Here is a 16,667-nt window from a genome sequence, read left to right on the forward strand (position 1 = left end):
CAGCACGAACTTCACCACGTGCCGCCGCGGCACCTCCATGTGAAAGGCCCGTCACTATCTCTGCTGCGGAGTCAGGACGTGTCGGGTCCGGTCCCCGGTCCAGGCCGCTTCGAGGATCGCGGTCAGGCTGGCCGTGTCGGCCGGGCCTGGATGGTTCTGGATCAAGCGGGTGACGCCACTGGCCATCTCCGCGAAGCGCGGGAGGTCGGCGCGTGCCACGCCGATGTCCGCCAGGGTGGGAGGGATGCCGATGTCGGCAAGGAGCCCGTCGAGCCAGGTGAGGAACATATCTGCGGCCTCGGCATCCGAGGCGTCGGTCACGTCGAGCCCGCACACCCTGGCGAGGATGGCCAACCGGTCACCGATGGCGTCCCTGGCCGCGTCCAGCGCGTAGGGCAGCAGCAGCCCGACGCCCAGGCCGTGCGGTGTGTGGGTGGCTGCGCCGATGGGGTACTGGAGGGCGTGCGGAGCCGCGGTGCCTGCGTGGGCGAATGCGAGCCCGGCCAGCATCGACCCATAGGACATGTCCGCGCGCGCCTCCTTGTCGCCTCCGTCCCTGACGACACGGGGCAAGCTGCGGGCGATCCGCTCCGCGGCCAGGAGCGCGTAGTGATCGGTGATCGGGTTGCGGCCGAGGAAGACCTGCTCCACCGGGTCGCGCGGTCCATGGGGCCGGGGTCGCGCGGTGTAGCTCTCCACCGCGTGACAAAACGCGTCGATGCCGGAGTGGGCGGAGACGGTCGCAGGGCAGCTGTAGGTGAGCTCGGGGTCGACGATGGCGAAGTCGGGCACGATGTGGACGCTGGAGACTCCCACCTTCAGCTCGCGGTCCGGGTCGGTCAACACCGAGACGGGCGTGAGCTCGGAGCCGGTGCCCGACGTCGTCGGGACCGCGACGAGAGGAATCGTCGGCCCCGGCACCTTCGACTCGCCGTAGTAGTCGCGCGGCGTCCCACCGTGGCGCCGGATGACGCCGACGATTTTGGCGAGGTCGATCACCGTGCCACCCCCGATGGCGAGGATCACGTCGGCGTCCACCTCCGCGGCGGCCGAGACGGCCAGGGCGACATCGGCGAGTGGCACGTCCGGAGTCGCGTCGGCGAACACCCCGACGGCTTCGACCTTCTCCCGAACGGCGGCCACGATCTCGGCCACGCTTGGCTGCCCCAGAAGAACCCGGTCCGTCACGATGAGGACTCGCGAGCCACACTCGGCCACCACTCGTGGGATGTTCTGCGCGACCCCTTCGCCCACTATCAGCTGGCGTGGTCCGCGGACGGTCTCAAGCATGTCAGTGCCTCTCTGGAACGTCGGCGGTGATTTGCTGGGCGGACGTCCAGGTCACCTGCGAGACCGGGACGGCGTGGGCAGGGTTGGCTGCCGGGTGGCGCAGGCGCGCGCCCGGCTTCCGGACTCGGGCGCGCCCGGGCGCCCTCGGGTCCATCGCGACGAAGACGTCGCCCTCGGCGGGCGGTTCAGCCGGGTCGAGGGTCCCGCGGACGTCGTCGCCAAGGGCCGTACGAGTCGAGGTCGCGACCAGCGCCTCGATCATGAGCCCGAGGGCCTGGCCTCTGGGCCCGCCGAAAGGGCTGATCGCCCCGTCCACCGCCGCGGCCCCGTCCACCGCCGCGGCCGCGTCTGTGGCGCGCACACCGGCGAGGTCGACGGCGTCCCCGGGTGCCGGCGGATTCGTGCCGGCCATGGCCCGGGTCCCGCCCCACGGGTGGGGGCGGGTCAGGTCATGTGCGCACAGGGCGCGGTGGTCCTCGGCGGGCACCCGGAGCAGCAGGCCGGTCACGGTAGGTCGATCGCCGCGTAGGTGACGTCGAGGTACTCGAGGATGCCCTCGTGCGACCCCTCCTTGCCGATCCCGGACTGCTTCACGCCTCCGAACGGAGCCGACGGGTCCGAGATCAGACCACGGTTGATGCCGACCATCCCCGTCTCCAGCCTTTCGGCGAACCGGAGCGCCCGCTGGAGGTCACGGGTGAAGACGTATCCGGCCAGGCCGTGCTCGGTGTCGTTGGCCTTCGCGATCACCTCGTCGTCGGACGTGAACGAGATGATCGGCGCCACCGGGCCGAAGATCTCCTCCTGCAGGATCTGCGCGTCTTCGGGCACGTCGACGAGGACCGTGGGCGGGTAGAAGTGGCCCGGCCCATCCGGCCGCTCGCCGCCCACCAGGGCACGGGCGCCGCGACCGACCGCGTCGGCGACGAGCTCGTCGATCTTGGCGACCGAGGGCTCGTCGATCAACGCCCCGACGTTCACGCCGTCGTCGAGACCATGGCCCACCGAGAGCGCGCCCATCCGCTCGGCGAAGCGCGCCGTGAACTCCTCGCGCACCGGCTCCTCGACATAGATCCGGTTGGCCGCGATGCAGGACTCCCCGATGTTGCGCATCTTGGCCACCATGGCACCGTCGAGCGCGACGTCCAGGTCCGCGTCGGCACACACGATCAAGGCCGCGTTGCCGCCCAGTTCCATGGAGGTACGCAGCACGTTGTCCGCCGCCTGCCGTAGCAGCACGCGCCCGACCTCTGTCGACCCGGTGAACGAGAGCTTGCGGGTCCGGCGGTCGGCCAGCAGTGCCGAGACCACCTCGCCGGAGCGCTTGGTGGTCACGACGTTGACGACGCCCGGGGGGACGCCGACCTCCTCCATGATGCGGGCCAGGAACAGCATGGTGAGTGGCGTCTGGGCGGCCGGCTTGGTGATCGTCGTGCAGCCCGCCGCCAGCGCAGGAGCGATCTTGCGGGCGCCCATGGCCAACGGGAAGTTCCAGGGCGTCACGAAGACGCACGGTCCGACCGGCTTCGGCACGGTGAGCACGCGATATCCACCAGCGGGAGCGGTGTTGTAGCGCCCCTCGACGCGCACCGCCTCCTCGGCGAACCAACGGAAGAACTCGGCGCCGTAGGCCACCTCTCCCCGAGCCTCGGCGAGGGGCTTGCCCATCTCGATCGTTATCAGCCGGGCGACCTCCTCGGATCTCTCGGTCAGTGCCCGGTACGTCGCGAGCAACAACTCTGACCGTTTTCGCGGCGGGGTCGCCGCCCACTCCGTCATCGCCTTGCTCGCCGCGTCCAGAGCGGCGAGCCCGTCAGCGACGCCGGCGTCCGCCACCTCGGCGATGGTCTTGCCGGTGGCCGGGTCCTCGACGGCAAAGGTGGCTCCGCTGGCGGCATCGCGCCAGGCGTCGCCGATCCGAAGCCGCCGGTGCTCGGGGGCCAGGACGTTCATCGGGTCACTCATCGCGTCGCCTCCTGTGATGTTTCTGGTGATGTCCGGCGTGACCTCGGCGATCGCGCCACGCGCGTTGACGAACGGGTCACACGACCTCGTGGGGCCGAGGTCGCCGAGCGGGTCCAACGTGACCTTGGCCCTGGCCGCAGGGCGACGCCCCGCGCCCGCGATCGCCTTCTCGGGCCATGGCTGCTTCGGCGTCGTCAGGCCGTGCTGACCCGTGACGCCGCGGCTCGATTGCCACGTGCGGGCGCATGTCGACGTCGCCGCCCTGTGCTGTTACCTCCCGGGCGGTTACCTCCCGGCCTCGGACAGCGCCAGCCCGGTGCCCGCGTCGAACAGGTGCGCACGGTCCAGGTCGACCGTCACATGCAGCCGCTCGCCCGGCGTACCGGTGAAGGTGGGCCGCGCCTTGACCTTGAGGATCTCCGTCCCTACTTGGACGTCGACCACCGTCCGGTCACCGAGCGGCTCAAGGCCGTAGAGCTCACCCGGCAACGACGCGTCCCCACGCTGCTCGACGGACAGGTCCTCCGAGCGCAGGCCAAGCAGCAGCGGACGACCGTCCTCGGCCGTGGTCCAGCGGGGCCGCGGCAGTGTCCAGCCTTCCGCCCCGACCAGACGATCTCCCTCGGCGTGGCAGGCGAGCAGACCGATCTGCGGGCTTCCGACGAATCTCGCCACCCACTGGTTGGCTGGACGCTCGTACACCTCGGCCGGCGTTCCCACCTGTTGCACCTTCCCCTCCTTGAGGACCGCGACCTGGTCGGCCATGGACAGGGCCTCGACCTGGTCGTTGGTCACGTAGACGAAGGTTGCTCCGAGGCTCCGGTGGATGCGGGTGAGCTCGGTGCGCATCTCGACGCGGAGCTTGAGGTCGAGGTTCGTCAGCGGCTCGTCCATGAGAAACGCGCGCGGGCTACGGACCAGCGCCCGGGCCAGGGCGACACGCTGCATCTCACCGCCCGACATCTGCGCCGGACGACGCTGCAACAGACGTTCGATGTGCAGCAGGCTCGACATCCGCTCGACGGCAGCGGCGATCTCGCTCGAAGAACAGCGGCGTGCCCGCAGCGGCGAAGCGATGTTCTCGTACGCCGTGAGTCGCGGGTAGAGGGCGTAGCTCTGGAAGACCATGGCCAGGTCGCGTGCGGCCGGGGAGTCACCGGTCGCGTCTCTCCCGTCCAGATGCACCGACCCGGCGTCAAGCTTCTCAAGGCCGGCGATCGCTCGCAGGGTCGTCGTCTTGCCTGCCCCGGAGGGTCCGAGCACGACGAAGAACGAGCCGTCCGGCACGTCCAGCGTCACCCCGTCCAGGGCCTGGACCTTATCGAAGGACTTGCGCAGCCCGTGCACTGCCACGGTTCCCATCAGGCCACCAGCTCTTCCGTGCTCACGTCGTAGACCGGCGGGGGCCCGCCGGTGTGCCGCAGCCCGACCGGTGCGTCAGCGGCGAAACGGACAGTCGGTGGCATCCGAACCCGTACGTCGCGCTGGCCGCCGTGGTCAACCACGTAGATGATTTCGTCGCCCAGCCACTCCGCGGAGACCACGCGGGCCGGGACCGAACCTTCCGCCCCTGGTTCTGTGACTTCCAGCGCCTCCGGCCGGACGCCTGCGACCAGGCGACGGTCGCGCGGCAGGCCTGGCGGTGGCGTGAGGACCAGCCCGCCCTGACCGCGCAGCTTCCCGTCGGCCACCTCCACCTCGATCAGGTTCATCGGCGGTGAGCCGATGAACCCGGCGCAGAAAAGACTCGCCGGACGGTCGTAGACTTCCAGCGGCGTGCCGATCTGCTCGACGCGGCCCTTGTTGAGGATGGCGATCCTGTGACCGAGCGACATCGCCTCGACTTGGTCGTGGGTGACGTAGACCATCGTCGCGCCAAGCTCCCCCTGCAGGTGCTTGATCTCCGTGCGCATGTCCTCCCTCAGCTCCGCGTCCAGATTGGTGAGCGGTTCGTCCATGAGGAATGCGCGCGGTCGCCGCACCAGGGCGCGGGCGAGCGCGACGCGCTGCTGCTCCCCGCCGGACAGCCGGTGCGGTCGCCGGTCCAGGAGCGGAGTGAGCCGCATCAGCCGGGCGGCCTCGTCGACCCGCTCGCGCACCTCCGCCTTGGGCAGTCCCTCGGCCCGCAGTGGGAACGCCAGGTTGTCGCGAGTTCTCAGATGCGGGTAGAGAGCGTAGAACTGGAACACCATGGCGATGTCGCGCTCGGCGGGCGGCAGGTCGTTGACCAGCGTGTCGCCGATGCGGATGTCGCCCGTCGTCTGCCTCTCCAGGCCGGCTATGGCCCGCAGCGTGGTCGTCTTGCCGCAACCCGAAGGGCCGAGCATCACGAACAGCTCGCCGTCGCCGATGGACAGGTCCACGTGTTCAACTGCGACCGTCCCGTCCGGGTAGCGCTTGTGCAGGGCGGTCACCTCGATGCCGGCCATCAGCGTCGCACCGCCCCGAGCGTCACACCGGCGACGAGGTGCTTGCGCACCAGGTAGGCGAAGACGAGCACCGGTAGGGCGAACACTACGGAGGCGGCGGCCACGAGACCCCAGTCCACAGTGGTTCCACCGATGAGACCGGCGATGGCGGGTGGGGCCGTCCGCACGCTGTCGCTGGAGGTAAGGAAGATGGCGAACACGAACTCGTTCCACGAGAAGATGAGTGCGAAGACCGCGGTCGCGGCGATGCCGGGCAGGAGCAGGGGAAGGGTGAACTTCCAGAACGCCTGCAAGCGGGTGTAGCCGTCGAGCATGGCGGCATCCTCATACTCCGCGGGCACCTCGTCGACGAACCCCTTCATCATCCAGATCGTGAACGGGACGTTGAACGCGGCGTAGATGAGGATCAGGCCGAGCTTGCTGTCGATGAGTCCGACTTGGCGGTACATGAGGAAGATCGGGATCACGACCACCACGGGTGGCATGAAGCGGGTGGACAGGATGAAGAACAGTTGGTCCTTCTTGGCCTTCACGGAGAAGCGTGAGTAGGCCCAGGCCGCAGGGACCCCCAGCACGGTGGCCAGCACCGTGGAGACCCCGGCGACCACGACGGAGTTGAGGAACGAGACGGACAAGGCCGAGCGGCCGCCGCCGGAGCCGGCGAACACGTCCTTGAAGTGGTCCAGAGTGACCGTGAAGTCGAAGAACTTGGCCGGGATGGCGTAGACGTCCCGGTTCTCCTTGATGGACGTCTCGATCATCCACAACGCCGGGAAGAGCATCACGACGGCCAGCACGGCCAGTAGCGCGACCTCCAGCACGGCGCGGCCCCGGCCGCCGAAGCGACGCGCGGGGGGCGTGTGATCCCGGCCAGGACCTGTGGACACGGCCTCGTCGACGGAGACGGCCATCAGTCCTCCTTGAGCTTGTTCAAGTAGCGCAGATAGAGCTGCGTCAGGACGATGACGATGAGGACCATGAGGATCCCGTACGCCGAGGCGGTTCCGGTGTTGAAGCCCAGGAACCCGACCTTGTAGACGTGGAACGACAACGTCTCGGTGGAGACCCCCGGACCTCCGTTGGTGAGGATGTAGACGAGGTCGAACAGCCGGAAGGCCTCGATGGCCCTGAACAACACGGCGATGAGGAGCAGCGGCCACACCAGCGGAAGAGTGATGGTGCGGAACTTGAACCACTCGGACGCCCGATCGATCGAGGCGGCCTCGTACAAGTACTTGGGAACCGCGGTGAGGCCCGCAAGTGCGATGAGCATGATGAACGGCGTCCATTGCCAGGTGTCGACCACGATCAGGGAAATCAGGGCCGTTCGCTGCCGGGTGAGCCACTCCACCTGCCCCAGGCCGAGCGAGCCGAGCATGCTGTTGATCACGCCGAATTGCGCGTCGAGCATGAATCGCCAGAACAGCCCGACCACGACCGGCGACAGCATCATCGGAACCAGGAACAGAGTGGTCAGCACTCCTCGCCCGCGCGTGCGCCGTGAGATCAGGTAGGCGATGGCGAAACCGAGCACGGTCTGCAGGACGACCGCGCCGATCACATAGATCAACGTCGTCAAGGCCCTCAGGTGGACCTGCGCCGAAGTCAGGATGGCGGTGTAGTTCTCGAACCAGACGAAATGGGCCGGCCCCCCGCGGGTGGCCGAGTAGTCGGTGAAAGACAGGTACAACGCCCACAGCAACGGGAAAACCGACATCGCGAGCAACAGCAGCAGCGCCGGGGAGATGAAGGCCACGGCGAGCGTGCGGTCGCTCAAGCGGCGGGACCGCCCCGGTGCAGGCGGCGTCGCGGACGCCACCTGCCCGGGGTGGTCGGTCGTCAGAGGGGAACTCACAGTCCGCCGCCGCCCTTGCGGTTGCCGGAGTCGAGCACGCCCTGCTGCTGCTTGGCGATGTCGTCGAGCGCCTCCTTCGGCTTCTTCGCGCCGTTGAGAGCCGCGTTCACGTTGGTGTTCTCGATGTCGACGAGGCGCGCGTACTCGGGCACGTTCCACATGTCCCGCATCCGCGGAACCGAGTCGGCGTACACCTTGTTGAACGGCCCGGCGTTGAGGAACTCGGGCGACGCCAGGGCGTCCGTACGCGACGGCACGCCACCGGCCGCGGCCCACTTCTTCTGGATGTCAGCCTGTTCGAACCACTTCATGAAGTTCAGGGCCTCCGCCTGGTTCGCCGTGGGCGAGTAGGCCGACACGTGCATCCCCATGCCGCCGAGAGGCACCAGGTTCGTCTTCTGGCTCGGCAGGGGGGCGAAACCCAGCTTGTCGAGAATCTGCTCCCGCGTGGTGCCGAGCGTCGACTGCTTCGGGTCGAGCAGGCCGCCGCTAGCGGCGATCCAGTTGAACGCGATGCATGCCTTGCCCTGGGCGACCGCCGCGTTCACCTCGTCGATGAACCAGTTGCCGGAGCCCTTGGCGGTCAGCGGCTTCATCTTGTTGACCAGGACGTCCATCGCCTCCTGGCCCGCGGCGTCGTTGAGGACGCCGTCGATCTTGCGCGTCTTGGCGTCCCAGAGGTTGCCGCCGTAGACGCCGTTGACCGTGTTGTAGGTGACGGCCGCGGCGTCGGAGCCGTTGGCCTGGTGGAAAGCCAGCCCGCTGACGCCTGGGTTGTCCGTCTGGCACTTCTCGGCGACCGAGATCATCTCGTCCCACGTCTGCGGTGGCTTGTCGCCGATCAGGTCCTTGCGGTAAATCATCGTCCAGGTGTCGCCGAGCAGCGGCAGTCCGTACAAGCTGGCGTTTTCGTCGCGCTTGCCGGTCTCCGCCTGGGGGTACTGGCCGTAGGCCGCCAGGAGGTACGGGTTGTAGGCATTGACGTCGATGTTCTTCTTGACGAAGTCGGTGATGTCGAGGATGTTGCCGTTCGTCACGGCCTCGCCGATGTGCTGCGAGTCCAGGATCGCGATGTCGAAGTCGGTCTTGTGCGCTGCGAACTGGGTGAACATCGCGTCGTGCCAGTTCGCGTTCGGCACGGTGTTGACCTTGACGGTGACGTTCGGCCGCTCCTTGGCGTACTCCGCGTTCGCGAACTCTTCCAGCGCGTGGGCGGGGGGCCAGTCGAACCAGATGAACTTGAGGGTCAGCGGGTCCTTGGTGAGCTCCGGGACGGTCGCCGGCGCCTTGGGGGCGCTCGACTGCGCGCCGTCGTCCTGGCCGCAAGCCGCCATGGTCGTGGCCACCAGCATGGCCGCCGTCGCCAGCCGCACCGTTCGACCGGGAACGGACAGTCGTCCTATTCGCTTCGGATACCGCATCCTCTTGCCTGCTTTCTGGGGTGGGGACGTCTGGAGCCCTGCTGCGTGCTTCGCCGAGCAGTCTGGGGGGTGTTCAGGCGTGTTGCCGGCTGTCGCAGGGGCTGACCCGCAGACCGGCGTCACGAGTACGCCGCGACGTAATCGGGCTTCAAGCAGTCGAGAAGTCCTTCGGTCCTTGTGCCGCCCAGTGGCGGATCGAGTAGGACCGACGTCGACATGCTCATAGAAGCTCCAACTGATCGAAGCGGAGCGATGACGGGCGGTTTCGTAATGGGTGAAGGATGGCTGGCATCCGCCACCTTTCCTATACGATCCGAGTGGGGGCGTCAATATCCCGCAGCGTTGCGACCGACGTCAACAGGTTCCCGAAAACCCAAGAAAGGACCTCACGTCACGATGGACGACGAAGTGATGATCGCGCGGCGCCGTGGGGCCATGACGGGCGGAACGCCGCCGCGAAGATCTCGCGGCCGGCTTGCCGACGAGGTGTACGACACGCTGCTCGGACAGCTGATGTCGCTACGGATCGAGCCTGGCTCCCGCGTCACGATCGACGTCCTGGCGCGAGAGCTGGGGGTCTCGCAGACGCCGATCCGAGACGCCCTGAACCGCATGGAGGCCGAAGGCCTGGTCGTGCGTGTGCCCCATGCCGGCTATCGCATTCCCCCTCAAATCACCCGTCAACGATTCGAGGACATGCTTGAGCTCCGCCTGCTCCTCGAGCCGGCAGCGGCGCGCAGATCCGCCGAACGCGCATCCTCGCAGCAGGTGGCCGGTCTGCGACGGATGCTGGAGGAGATGGCGGAGCTGGAGGGGGGCAACGGGATCATGGCCTATGGCGCCTTCGGGCTGCGCGACGCCGCTTTTCACGATCTCGTCGCCCTGAGCGCGGAGAACCAGGTCATCCGCGAAGCGCTCGCTCGCCTGCACACGCACGTGCACCTGTTCCGGCTTCTCCACGACACCCAGGTCACTCACTTGGCCATGGCCGAGCACGAAGAAGTCGTGGCCGCGATCGCCGCGCGCGACCCCGACGCCGCCGCCTACGCCATGCGTCGGCACATCCTGCTGTCCGGTGAGCGGTTCCGGCGATTGTTCGACGAAGTCAAGGACGCGGACGAATAGCGGTAAAGGCTTGACGGGCGGGCTGGGCCGAGGAATGCTGACTCAATCGGATCGGATCCGATTGGATCCACCTCATCCGCCCCAGTTGCGAGGAGAAGCAGGTGCCCAGAGCACTGCTCCTGACCGGCGACGCCGCCGAGGAGCTCGACACCATGTATCCCTACTATCGCGTGCAGGAGGGCGGCTGGGACGTCGACGTCTCGTCACGGACGATGCGTGACGTTCAGCTGGTCATCCACGAGTTCGACCCCAACTCCGACGCCTACGTGGAGAAGAACGGCCGGAAGTTGCCGGTCGACGTGCCCTGGGCCGAGGTCGATGTCGAGCGCTACGACGCCCTCATCATCCCTGGGGGACGTGCCCCCGAGTGGATCCGGGTCGACGCCGACGTCAGGCGCATCACCGAGCACTTCTTCGCGCGCAACCTCCCGATCGCGCTGGTGTGCCACGGCGCGCAGGTGCCGGCTGTGTACGGGCTGCTGAAGGGTCGCAAGACGGCGTGCTTCCCCCCCATCACCGGCGACATGGAGAACGCGGGCGCGACGGTCATCGACGCTCCCGACGTCGTGGACGGCAACCTCGTCTCCTGCCGGGGATGGCCCGACATGCCGCAGTTCGGCCGGGTGATGATGGAGGTCTTCTCGAAGTCCGTCAACTCCGCATCGGCATGAGCACACCTCAGGTGTCTCGGTGACGGCACTTCGGACCGTCACGGTCGACGGCTCCCCCGTCCACGTCATGGAGAGCGGCACCGGGCCCGCAGTGCTGATGCTGCACGGCTCCGGACCCGGTACGACCGGATCCGGAGCCTGGGCAGCGACCGCACAGGCGCTGGGCACGTCCTGGCGTCTGGTGGCTCCTGACCAGGCGGGGTTCGGCCGTACACCCATCCCGGCGGGCTCCAGGGGTGGGCTCCGGCTGTGGACGGAGCAGGCCGCGGGCCTGATGGATGCTCTCGGTGTCGAGCACTACGCCGTGGTGGGCCACTCCATGGGCGGTGCCGTGGCGCTGGCGTTGGCGGCCGCGCGTCCCCAGCAGGTCACCCGTGTCGTGGCGGTCTCGACGATGGGCGCCCCCGGGGCACCGCTGTCCGCCGACCTCGACGCGGTCTGGGCCGCCCCCGCCGGCCCGCCCGGGGCGCGGGACATGTTGAGTCGCCTCGTCTTCGACCAGGCGCTCGTGACCGAGTCGGCCGTCGCGGCCCGTGCGGCCGCAATGGAAGCGGGGGCGGCCGCATACGCGTCGTTGTTCCCGCCACCCAGGGCACGCTGGGCCGACGACCTCACCCTCTCGGCGCAAACGCTGGCAGGGATCCGCGCGCCCGTGCTGCTCGTCCACGGAGCCGAGGACCGAGTCACCCCGCTCGGGACGGCAGCCCTGCCCCTGCTCGAACACCTGGCCGATGTCCGTCTGCACGTGCTCGGCCGATGCGGGCACGTGCCGGCGCTCGAGCACCCGCACGACTTCAGGCGACTCCTGTCGTGCTTCCTCGGCGGGGAACGAGGTCACTGATCGCTGCGACAGGTCCGCAGCCCGTGCTCGAGCAGATCGGCATGGAGCAGGCGTGATCCGCGCAGAAGCCGGCGCCGTCCCCGAGACCCGAGCCATGACGAGGCAGTGTTGGCATCGGGTCATCCCGGCGACGTGGGCACGTACGACCCTGCTGTCTACGGGCGAGTGGATGGTTCGGGTCGTCGAGTCCGACGCCGGAAGGCAGACATGACGACTGTGGGTGACGGCAGCGGCCGACTCGAACTGACCGAATACCAGCGGGCGGCCGAGCCGACAGCCGTAGGAGCCGGGGCGAACGCAAAGGCCTGCTGTGGATCCGCGTGTCACCCGCGGATCTCTCACCGATGGCCGCGGCCGCGGTGGCTGGACGCCCGGACCACCAGCTCGGGCTGGAAGACGACGTGCCGATGGCTGTGCTTCTCGCCTTCGAATGACTCTTCCAGCAACAGTTCCGCCGCCGTACGGCCGAGTCGGGCGCGGGGCCGGCTTACGGAACTCATCAGTGCGAGGGTCGCACCGGCACGACGGTCGGCCACCTGCCGGATCGAGAGTGGGCCACCGACGTACAGGATTCGATCATGGCCCTGGCCGGCGAGATGCTCGGCCGCCAGACGGCCCCCGGCGACGTCGTCGACCGCGACGGAGCAGCGGCTCGGATGACCGGAGCCGCGGTCGCGAACCACCAGCATCCCGCCGGCGCTCTCGACGACCGCCTCCGCACCATGGATCACATCGGTGAAGAAGGCATTCGACACGTCGAGGACCACGATGGCGACGGTCTGGCTGCGACCGGCGCGCAATCGCCGAGCGGAGTCGTTCCGCACGTAGCCCGGTTCGCCGATCGCGTCGAGCACCCGCCGGCGCGTGGTGGGTGCGACGACATCGGGCCGGTTGAGCACATTGCTGACAGCGCCGAGCGACACACCCGCGTACCGCGCCACTTCCTTGATGTTGGCGGATGCCATGTCTCTCTCACTCGCTGATTTGCGCGCGGTTCGACAGCGGCACGGCGTGAAAGCTCATTCGAGCAGGAAGTATGTGAAACTTTCACACTTCTCTTGATCCTCGCAGCGAGAATCATCACCATCCTGAGCTGTGTGACCGCCGGGAATGTCAGCTATGACGATCAGCTTCCGGCCATTCGACGATTGACGGGGTGATCGTCGATTTTTACCGTCTGATTCGCCTTGTAGCGGCGATGCGACAACCGCTAATGCGACGTTCAGCCAAAGAGCGCCTTGACACACCACCAGGGCCGACAACACGACCCAGAAGACATCGTGTGAACCCACACCTGACCAAGCCGGGCGAAGGGACGCCGTACGGTGCCCGGGTGCGCCGTGTGCGGTGAGCCGGGAGGGGGTCGCCGTGCGGTCACCCGCCGCGACGGACCGCAGGTTGCGATGCCGACCACCCAGGCAGAACAGCGCCTGCAACCGGCCGCCCAACCCGGGCTTCCTCCTCGGCGACGGCATGCCCACACCGCCCCAGCCCAAGGTCTACCTCCGCTGACCAGGTCCCGGCTCCTGCCAGGACCGACACCATCCCTCGATGAGAGGACGGCACGGCGGCAACGGCCCGCACCCGGCAGGACCTCACGATGAGCGCGGCGTCCGCCGGGGCCAGGTCACCCCGGGCGTCCCGATGCGATCGCTGTTCCCGTCCAGACGTCGACCCCAGCGACGAACCCGCCGCAGGAGGAACGGACATCGATGAAACTCTCACGCCTCTCCGTCGTGGCCGCCGCCCTCGGGACCGCCCTCGCTACCGTGCTCGCGACGCCGCCCGGAGCCCAGGCCGCCGCCGGAGACGGGACGCCCACCGACCCGAGCATCCGCTTCGTCGGCCGCTGGGACACTCGCAACAGCTCCCTCTACGTCCCGGGCTGGGCCGGCGCCTACTTCACGACCGGTTTCACGGGCACCACCGTCAAGCTGAAACAGCGCGACACCATCGATCTCTACTACAGCATCGACGGCGGCCCCGACATCTACCTGCAGAACGTGCGGGGCACGGTCAACCTGACCCCGAAGCCGTTACCCGCCGGCAACCACACCCTGCGCGTGTCCTACCGCGTGGTGGCCGGCTCCTATCACGGCGACGCGGTGTTCCAGGGGCTGGTGCTCGACCAGGGCGCGCGTACCCTGCCCGCCCAGCCCGCCCGCGGCATGGTCGAGTTCGTCGGCGACTCCATCACCGTCGGAACCACCACCTCGAAGAACGCCCTGACCGCCTACGGATGGCTGGTCGGCGAGCAACTCGGACTGGACCACACGCAGGTCGCCCAGGGGGGTGCCTGCCTGGTCACCACCACCGACGGCTGCGTCGGCCTGGACCGCCGCTTCGTGAAGGTCAGCGCCGCCGACGGGGCCGTCGACCACGACTTCTCGCGATACCAGGCGGACGTCGTCGTGATCAATCTCGGCACCAACGACGTCGGGCACGGCGTGTCCACGACCCAGTTCCAGAACTCCTACGTCGGCCTGTTGCGGACCATCCGGAGCAAGTACCCGAAGGCCGCGATCCTGGCCCTGCAGACCTTCCGCGGGCGGTACGTCCCGCAGACCCAGGCCGCGGTGCAGACCGTCAACAACGCCGGCGACCACAACGTCTTCTTCGTCGGCACCGACGGATGGGTGCCGCCCGACGGCCTGTCCGACAGCGTCCATCCCAACGACGCCGGGCACCGCGCGATCGCGGCCAAGCTCGCGCCGATCGTGGCCGAGCACCTCCCCCCGCGCCCCTCCCCCACCCCGACGCCGAGCCCGACTCCCTCCACGTCGCCCAGCTCCACGCCCACACCCTCGGCATCACCCAGCGCGACGCCGAGCGGTCCGTCCATTGGCTGCGCCGTGCGCTACACCGTGACCAACCAGTGGCCCGGCGGCTTCCAGAGCGAGGTACGGGTGACCAACACCGGCAGCACGACACTGAGCCCGTGGACGCTGCGCTGGACGTTCGCCGACGGTCAGCAGATCGGCCAGGGCTGGAACGGCACGTTCGCCCAGGCCGGTGCCACGGTCACGGTCAACGGCCCGGATTGGGGCCCGGCGCTCGCCCCCGGCGCGTCCGCGACCGTGGGCTTCACCGCGACGTGGAACGGCGCCAACGGCGTGCCGACGTCCTACACCCTCAACGACGCCGGATGCCGGATCGCCTGACGACACCGGCCGCGTGATCGGGGATTCCCCTCGCCCCGCCCCCGACGATCACCACAACCACCCCGAGTGCACGGCTCCAGACCACGACCCCGGCCACGTGGGCCGGTCCCGGGCCGGCAGACCCCAGAAAGTGAGACCGCAGATGGACTTGTTCCGACGACGGACCGCCGCCCTGATCGCGCCGGCTCTCGCCGCATTGGCCGGCGCGCTTACCTGGGCGGCCGGGGCACCGGCCGCCGACGCCGCCGTCGGATGCGCCGTCGACTACCGGATCACCAACCAGTGGTCGGGTGGGTTCGGCGCGGACGTCACCGTGACCAACCTCGGTGACACGGTCAACGGATGGACGCTGTCCTGGACCTTCGGGGCGGGCCAGCGTGTCGACCAGGTCTGGAATGCGACGGTCGCCCAGACCGGGGCCGACGTCACCGCGAGGAACGTCGACTACAACCGCACCATCGCGGCAGGCGGATCGGTGAATTTCGGGTTCAACGGCGCCTGGAGCGGCAGCAACCCCGTGCCCGCCGCCTTCACGCTCAACGGCGTCACCTGCACCGGCGGGGTCACGAGCTCCCCCAGCGCCTCCCCGACCCGCTCCCCCGGTTCCAGCCCGAGCACCAGCCCGAGCCCGAGCGCGAGCCCGACGCCGAGTCCCACTCCGGCTCCGGGACGGATCACCGTCTGGCTGGCCGGCGACTCCACCGTCGCCAACAGCTCCGGCACCCCCATCGTGGGATGGGGCCGGGAACTCGGCCAGTACCTCACCACGAACGCCACCGTGGTCAACAACGCCGTGGGCGGCCGCAGCGTCCAGACCTGGCTGTATGAGTCGGCCGTCAGCGACCGCATGAACTCCTCCGGCGAATGCGCGCTCAGCTCGACCGCCTACGCCTCCCGCTGGCAGTCCATGCTCGACGCCTCGACCGGGATGAAGGCCGGCGACTATCTGTTCATCCAGTTCGGCATCAACGACGGCTCCTCCACCTGTCCCCGCCACGTCGGCGCCGCCAGGTATCGGGAGTTGCTCACCACGATGGTCGGCGCGGCCCGGCAGCGCGGCGCCAACCCCGTACTCGTGACCCCCGTGGCCGCCCTGACCTGCAGCGGAAGCACGGCCACACCCAACCGCGGATTCATCGCCGACACCTTCGCCGTGGGCACGGCCACCGGCGCACCGGTCATCGACCTGCACAAGCTGAGCTACACGCTCTACAACAGCCTGCGCTTCTGCCCGTTCAACGGCGACTACACCTCCGGCCCGGTCGGCGCCTTCTTCGCCAACGACCACACCCACTTCGAGGCCGCCGGCGCCCGGCAGATCGCCGGCCTCGTCGCCGGGGCGGTCCGCGACCAGCGCCTCGGGCTCGCGGCGTACCTCCGATAGCAGTGCCTCGGTCCCGGGGCGGAACCCGGGAGGATCAGGCCGGCGTCCGTCAGCGGGAGAGGCGGGCTTGGGCGCGGTCCCAGCTCGCCTCGCCGCCCTCGGGGGGTGATAGGTCCGGAGTGGTTCGCTGCGGTGGGCGAGGTCGCGGAGGTCGTCCACCTCGCCAAGATGGTGGATCTTCAGTGAAGATCCGGCCGGACCTCGGTCAGTCGATGCCTTCGACGATGCGGAAGTCGCGCTCGACGCCGTCGGAGAGGGCGACCAGCGCCTCCTGGTAGGCCGCACTCTCGTACGCCGCGACGGCCTGCTCGAAGCTGTCGAACTCGACCAGGACGGTGCGCTCGGCTAGTCCGGCGTCATGCGCCACGACCCGACCGCCACGGACGAGGGTCCGGCCGCCCCCGGCCTTGACGGCCGGACCGGCCAGCTCGTTGTAAGCAGCCAGCTTTTCAGGGTCTGAAATGGTGCGGTAGGCGCTGACCCAGTAGCCCTTGGGCATGGAACCTCCAGTGTCGGGATGAGTGG

General features: G+C 68.7%; 15 protein-coding genes. 5 read left to right on the plus strand and 10 right to left on the minus strand.

What is annotated here, in order from left to right; genetic code table 11:
• Positions 1–54 precede the first annotated feature (54 nt).
• From AB0J39_RS01700 to AB0J39_RS01735, 8 genes are all read right to left on the minus strand, one after another.
• Entirely contained in the window at positions 55–1,290 is a 1,236-nt protein-coding gene (locus AB0J39_RS01700) for an iron-containing alcohol dehydrogenase (protein ID WP_363460711.1), read from the minus strand.
• 1 nt (position 1,291) lies between these two features.
• The gene (locus tag AB0J39_RS01705) at positions 1,292–1,798 is read right to left on the minus strand and encodes an Ldh family oxidoreductase (RefSeq protein ID WP_363460713.1); all 507 of its coding nucleotides are present in this window, start codon (positions 1,796–1,798) and stop codon (positions 1,292–1,294) included.
• A complete protein-coding gene (locus tag AB0J39_RS01710) occupies positions 1,795–3,255 on the minus strand; it encodes an NAD-dependent succinate-semialdehyde dehydrogenase (RefSeq protein WP_363460715.1) in 1,461 nt (486 codons plus the stop codon). The genes AB0J39_RS01705 and AB0J39_RS01710 overlap by 4 nt, the downstream gene beginning before the upstream one ends.
• A gap of 285 nt (positions 3,256–3,540) precedes the next feature.
• The gene (locus AB0J39_RS01715) at positions 3,541–4,617 is read right to left on the minus strand and encodes an ABC transporter ATP-binding protein (protein ID WP_363460717.1); all 1,077 of its coding nucleotides are present in this window, start codon (positions 4,615–4,617) and stop codon (positions 3,541–3,543) included.
• Positions 4,617–5,684, minus strand: a complete 1,068-nt coding sequence (locus AB0J39_RS01720) for an ABC transporter ATP-binding protein (RefSeq protein WP_363460719.1) — start codon at positions 5,682–5,684, stop codon at positions 4,617–4,619. The genes AB0J39_RS01715 and AB0J39_RS01720 overlap by 1 nt, the downstream gene beginning before the upstream one ends.
• The gene (locus AB0J39_RS01725; protein WP_363460721.1) at positions 5,684–6,595 is read right to left on the minus strand and encodes a carbohydrate ABC transporter permease; all 912 of its coding nucleotides are present in this window, start codon (positions 6,593–6,595) and stop codon (positions 5,684–5,686) included. Before AB0J39_RS01725 ends, AB0J39_RS01720 begins: the two co-directional genes overlap by 1 nt.
• Positions 6,595–7,461 (minus strand): sugar ABC transporter permease, encoded by an 867-nt coding sequence (locus AB0J39_RS01730; RefSeq protein ID WP_363460723.1) that lies wholly within the window; start codon positions 7,459–7,461, stop codon positions 6,595–6,597. Before AB0J39_RS01730 ends, AB0J39_RS01725 begins: the two co-directional genes overlap by 1 nt.
• Before the next feature lie 74 nt (positions 7,462–7,535).
• Complete coding sequence (locus tag AB0J39_RS01735; RefSeq protein ID WP_363460725.1) at positions 7,536–8,912, minus strand: extracellular solute-binding protein; 1,377 nt, start codon at positions 8,910–8,912, stop codon at positions 7,536–7,538.
• A 444-nt stretch (positions 8,913–9,356) separates the two neighbouring features.
• Here AB0J39_RS01735 and AB0J39_RS01740 point away from each other — a divergent pair, with 444 nt between their 5' ends.
• From AB0J39_RS01740 to AB0J39_RS01750, 3 genes are all read left to right on the plus strand, one after another.
• Positions 9,357–10,085 (plus strand): GntR family transcriptional regulator, encoded by a 729-nt coding sequence (locus tag AB0J39_RS01740; RefSeq protein ID WP_363460727.1) that lies wholly within the window; start codon positions 9,357–9,359, stop codon positions 10,083–10,085.
• Positions 10,086–10,186: 101 nt separating this feature from the next.
• Positions 10,187–10,756, plus strand: a complete 570-nt coding sequence (locus AB0J39_RS01745; RefSeq protein ID WP_139572575.1) for a DJ-1/PfpI family protein — start codon at positions 10,187–10,189, stop codon at positions 10,754–10,756.
• Positions 10,757–10,775: 19 nt separating this feature from the next.
• Complete coding sequence (locus AB0J39_RS01750) at positions 10,776–11,597, plus strand: alpha/beta hydrolase (RefSeq protein ID WP_363460730.1); 822 nt, start codon at positions 10,776–10,778, stop codon at positions 11,595–11,597.
• Between the two features lie 338 nt (positions 11,598–11,935).
• On the opposite strand, the gene AB0J39_RS01755 is transcribed toward AB0J39_RS01750, so the two are convergent.
• Entirely contained in the window at positions 11,936–12,562 is a 627-nt protein-coding gene (locus AB0J39_RS01755; RefSeq protein WP_363460731.1) for a LacI family DNA-binding transcriptional regulator, read from the minus strand.
• Positions 12,563–13,309: 747 nt separating this feature from the next.
• On the opposite strand from AB0J39_RS01755, the gene AB0J39_RS01760 reads away from it, so the two are divergent.
• Both AB0J39_RS01760 and AB0J39_RS01765 read left to right on the plus strand, forming a co-directional pair.
• Positions 13,310–14,758, plus strand: coding sequence for a cellulose binding domain-containing protein (locus AB0J39_RS01760; RefSeq protein ID WP_363460733.1), 1,449 nt, complete (start codon positions 13,310–13,312; stop codon positions 14,756–14,758).
• 142 nt (positions 14,759–14,900) lie between these two features.
• Positions 14,901–16,142, plus strand: a complete 1,242-nt coding sequence (locus AB0J39_RS01765; protein WP_363460735.1) for a cellulose binding domain-containing protein — start codon at positions 14,901–14,903, stop codon at positions 16,140–16,142.
• 205 nt (positions 16,143–16,347) lie between these two features.
• Here AB0J39_RS01765 and AB0J39_RS01770 read toward each other — a convergent pair whose 3' ends face one another.
• Positions 16,348–16,641 (minus strand): DUF1330 domain-containing protein, encoded by a 294-nt coding sequence (locus AB0J39_RS01770; RefSeq protein ID WP_363460737.1) that lies wholly within the window; start codon positions 16,639–16,641, stop codon positions 16,348–16,350.
• Positions 16,642–16,667: the final 26 nt, after the last annotated feature.

It is taken from the genome of Microbispora sp. NPDC049633, from assembly GCF_040675265.1.
Classification (GTDB): Bacteria; Actinomycetota; Actinomycetes; order Streptosporangiales; family Streptosporangiaceae; genus Microbispora; species Microbispora maris.

What these genes read in the sequence shown, in the direction of transcription:
- AB0J39_RS01710 (WP_363460715.1), bottom strand. Translation starts at nt 3,255, where the DNA reads ATGAGTGACCCGATGAACGTCCTGGCCCCCGAGCACCGGCGGCTTCGG.
- AB0J39_RS01770 (WP_363460737.1), bottom strand. Translation starts at nt 16,641, where the DNA reads ATGCCCAAGGGCTACTGGGTCAGCGCCTACCGCACCATTTCAGACCCT.
- AB0J39_RS01725 (WP_363460721.1), bottom strand. Translation starts at nt 6,595, where the DNA reads ATGGCCGTCTCCGTCGACGAGGCCGTGTCCACAGGTCCTGGCCGGGAT.
- AB0J39_RS01720 (WP_363460719.1), bottom strand. Translation starts at nt 5,684, where the DNA reads ATGGCCGGCATCGAGGTGACCGCCCTGCACAAGCGCTACCCGGACGGG.
- AB0J39_RS01740 (WP_363460727.1), top strand. Translation starts at nt 9,357, where the DNA reads ATGGACGACGAAGTGATGATCGCGCGGCGCCGTGGGGCCATGACGGGC.
- AB0J39_RS01760 (WP_363460733.1), top strand. Translation starts at nt 13,310, where the DNA reads ATGAAACTCTCACGCCTCTCCGTCGTGGCCGCCGCCCTCGGGACCGCC.
- AB0J39_RS01700 (WP_363460711.1), bottom strand. Translation starts at nt 1,290, where the DNA reads ATGCTTGAGACCGTCCGCGGACCACGCCAGCTGATAGTGGGCGAAGGG.
- AB0J39_RS01755 (WP_363460731.1), bottom strand. Translation starts at nt 12,562, where the DNA reads ATGGCATCCGCCAACATCAAGGAAGTGGCGCGGTACGCGGGTGTGTCG.
- AB0J39_RS01765 (WP_363460735.1), top strand. Translation starts at nt 14,901, where the DNA reads ATGGACTTGTTCCGACGACGGACCGCCGCCCTGATCGCGCCGGCTCTC.
- AB0J39_RS01715 (WP_363460717.1), bottom strand. Translation starts at nt 4,617, where the DNA reads ATGGGAACCGTGGCAGTGCACGGGCTGCGCAAGTCCTTCGATAAGGTC.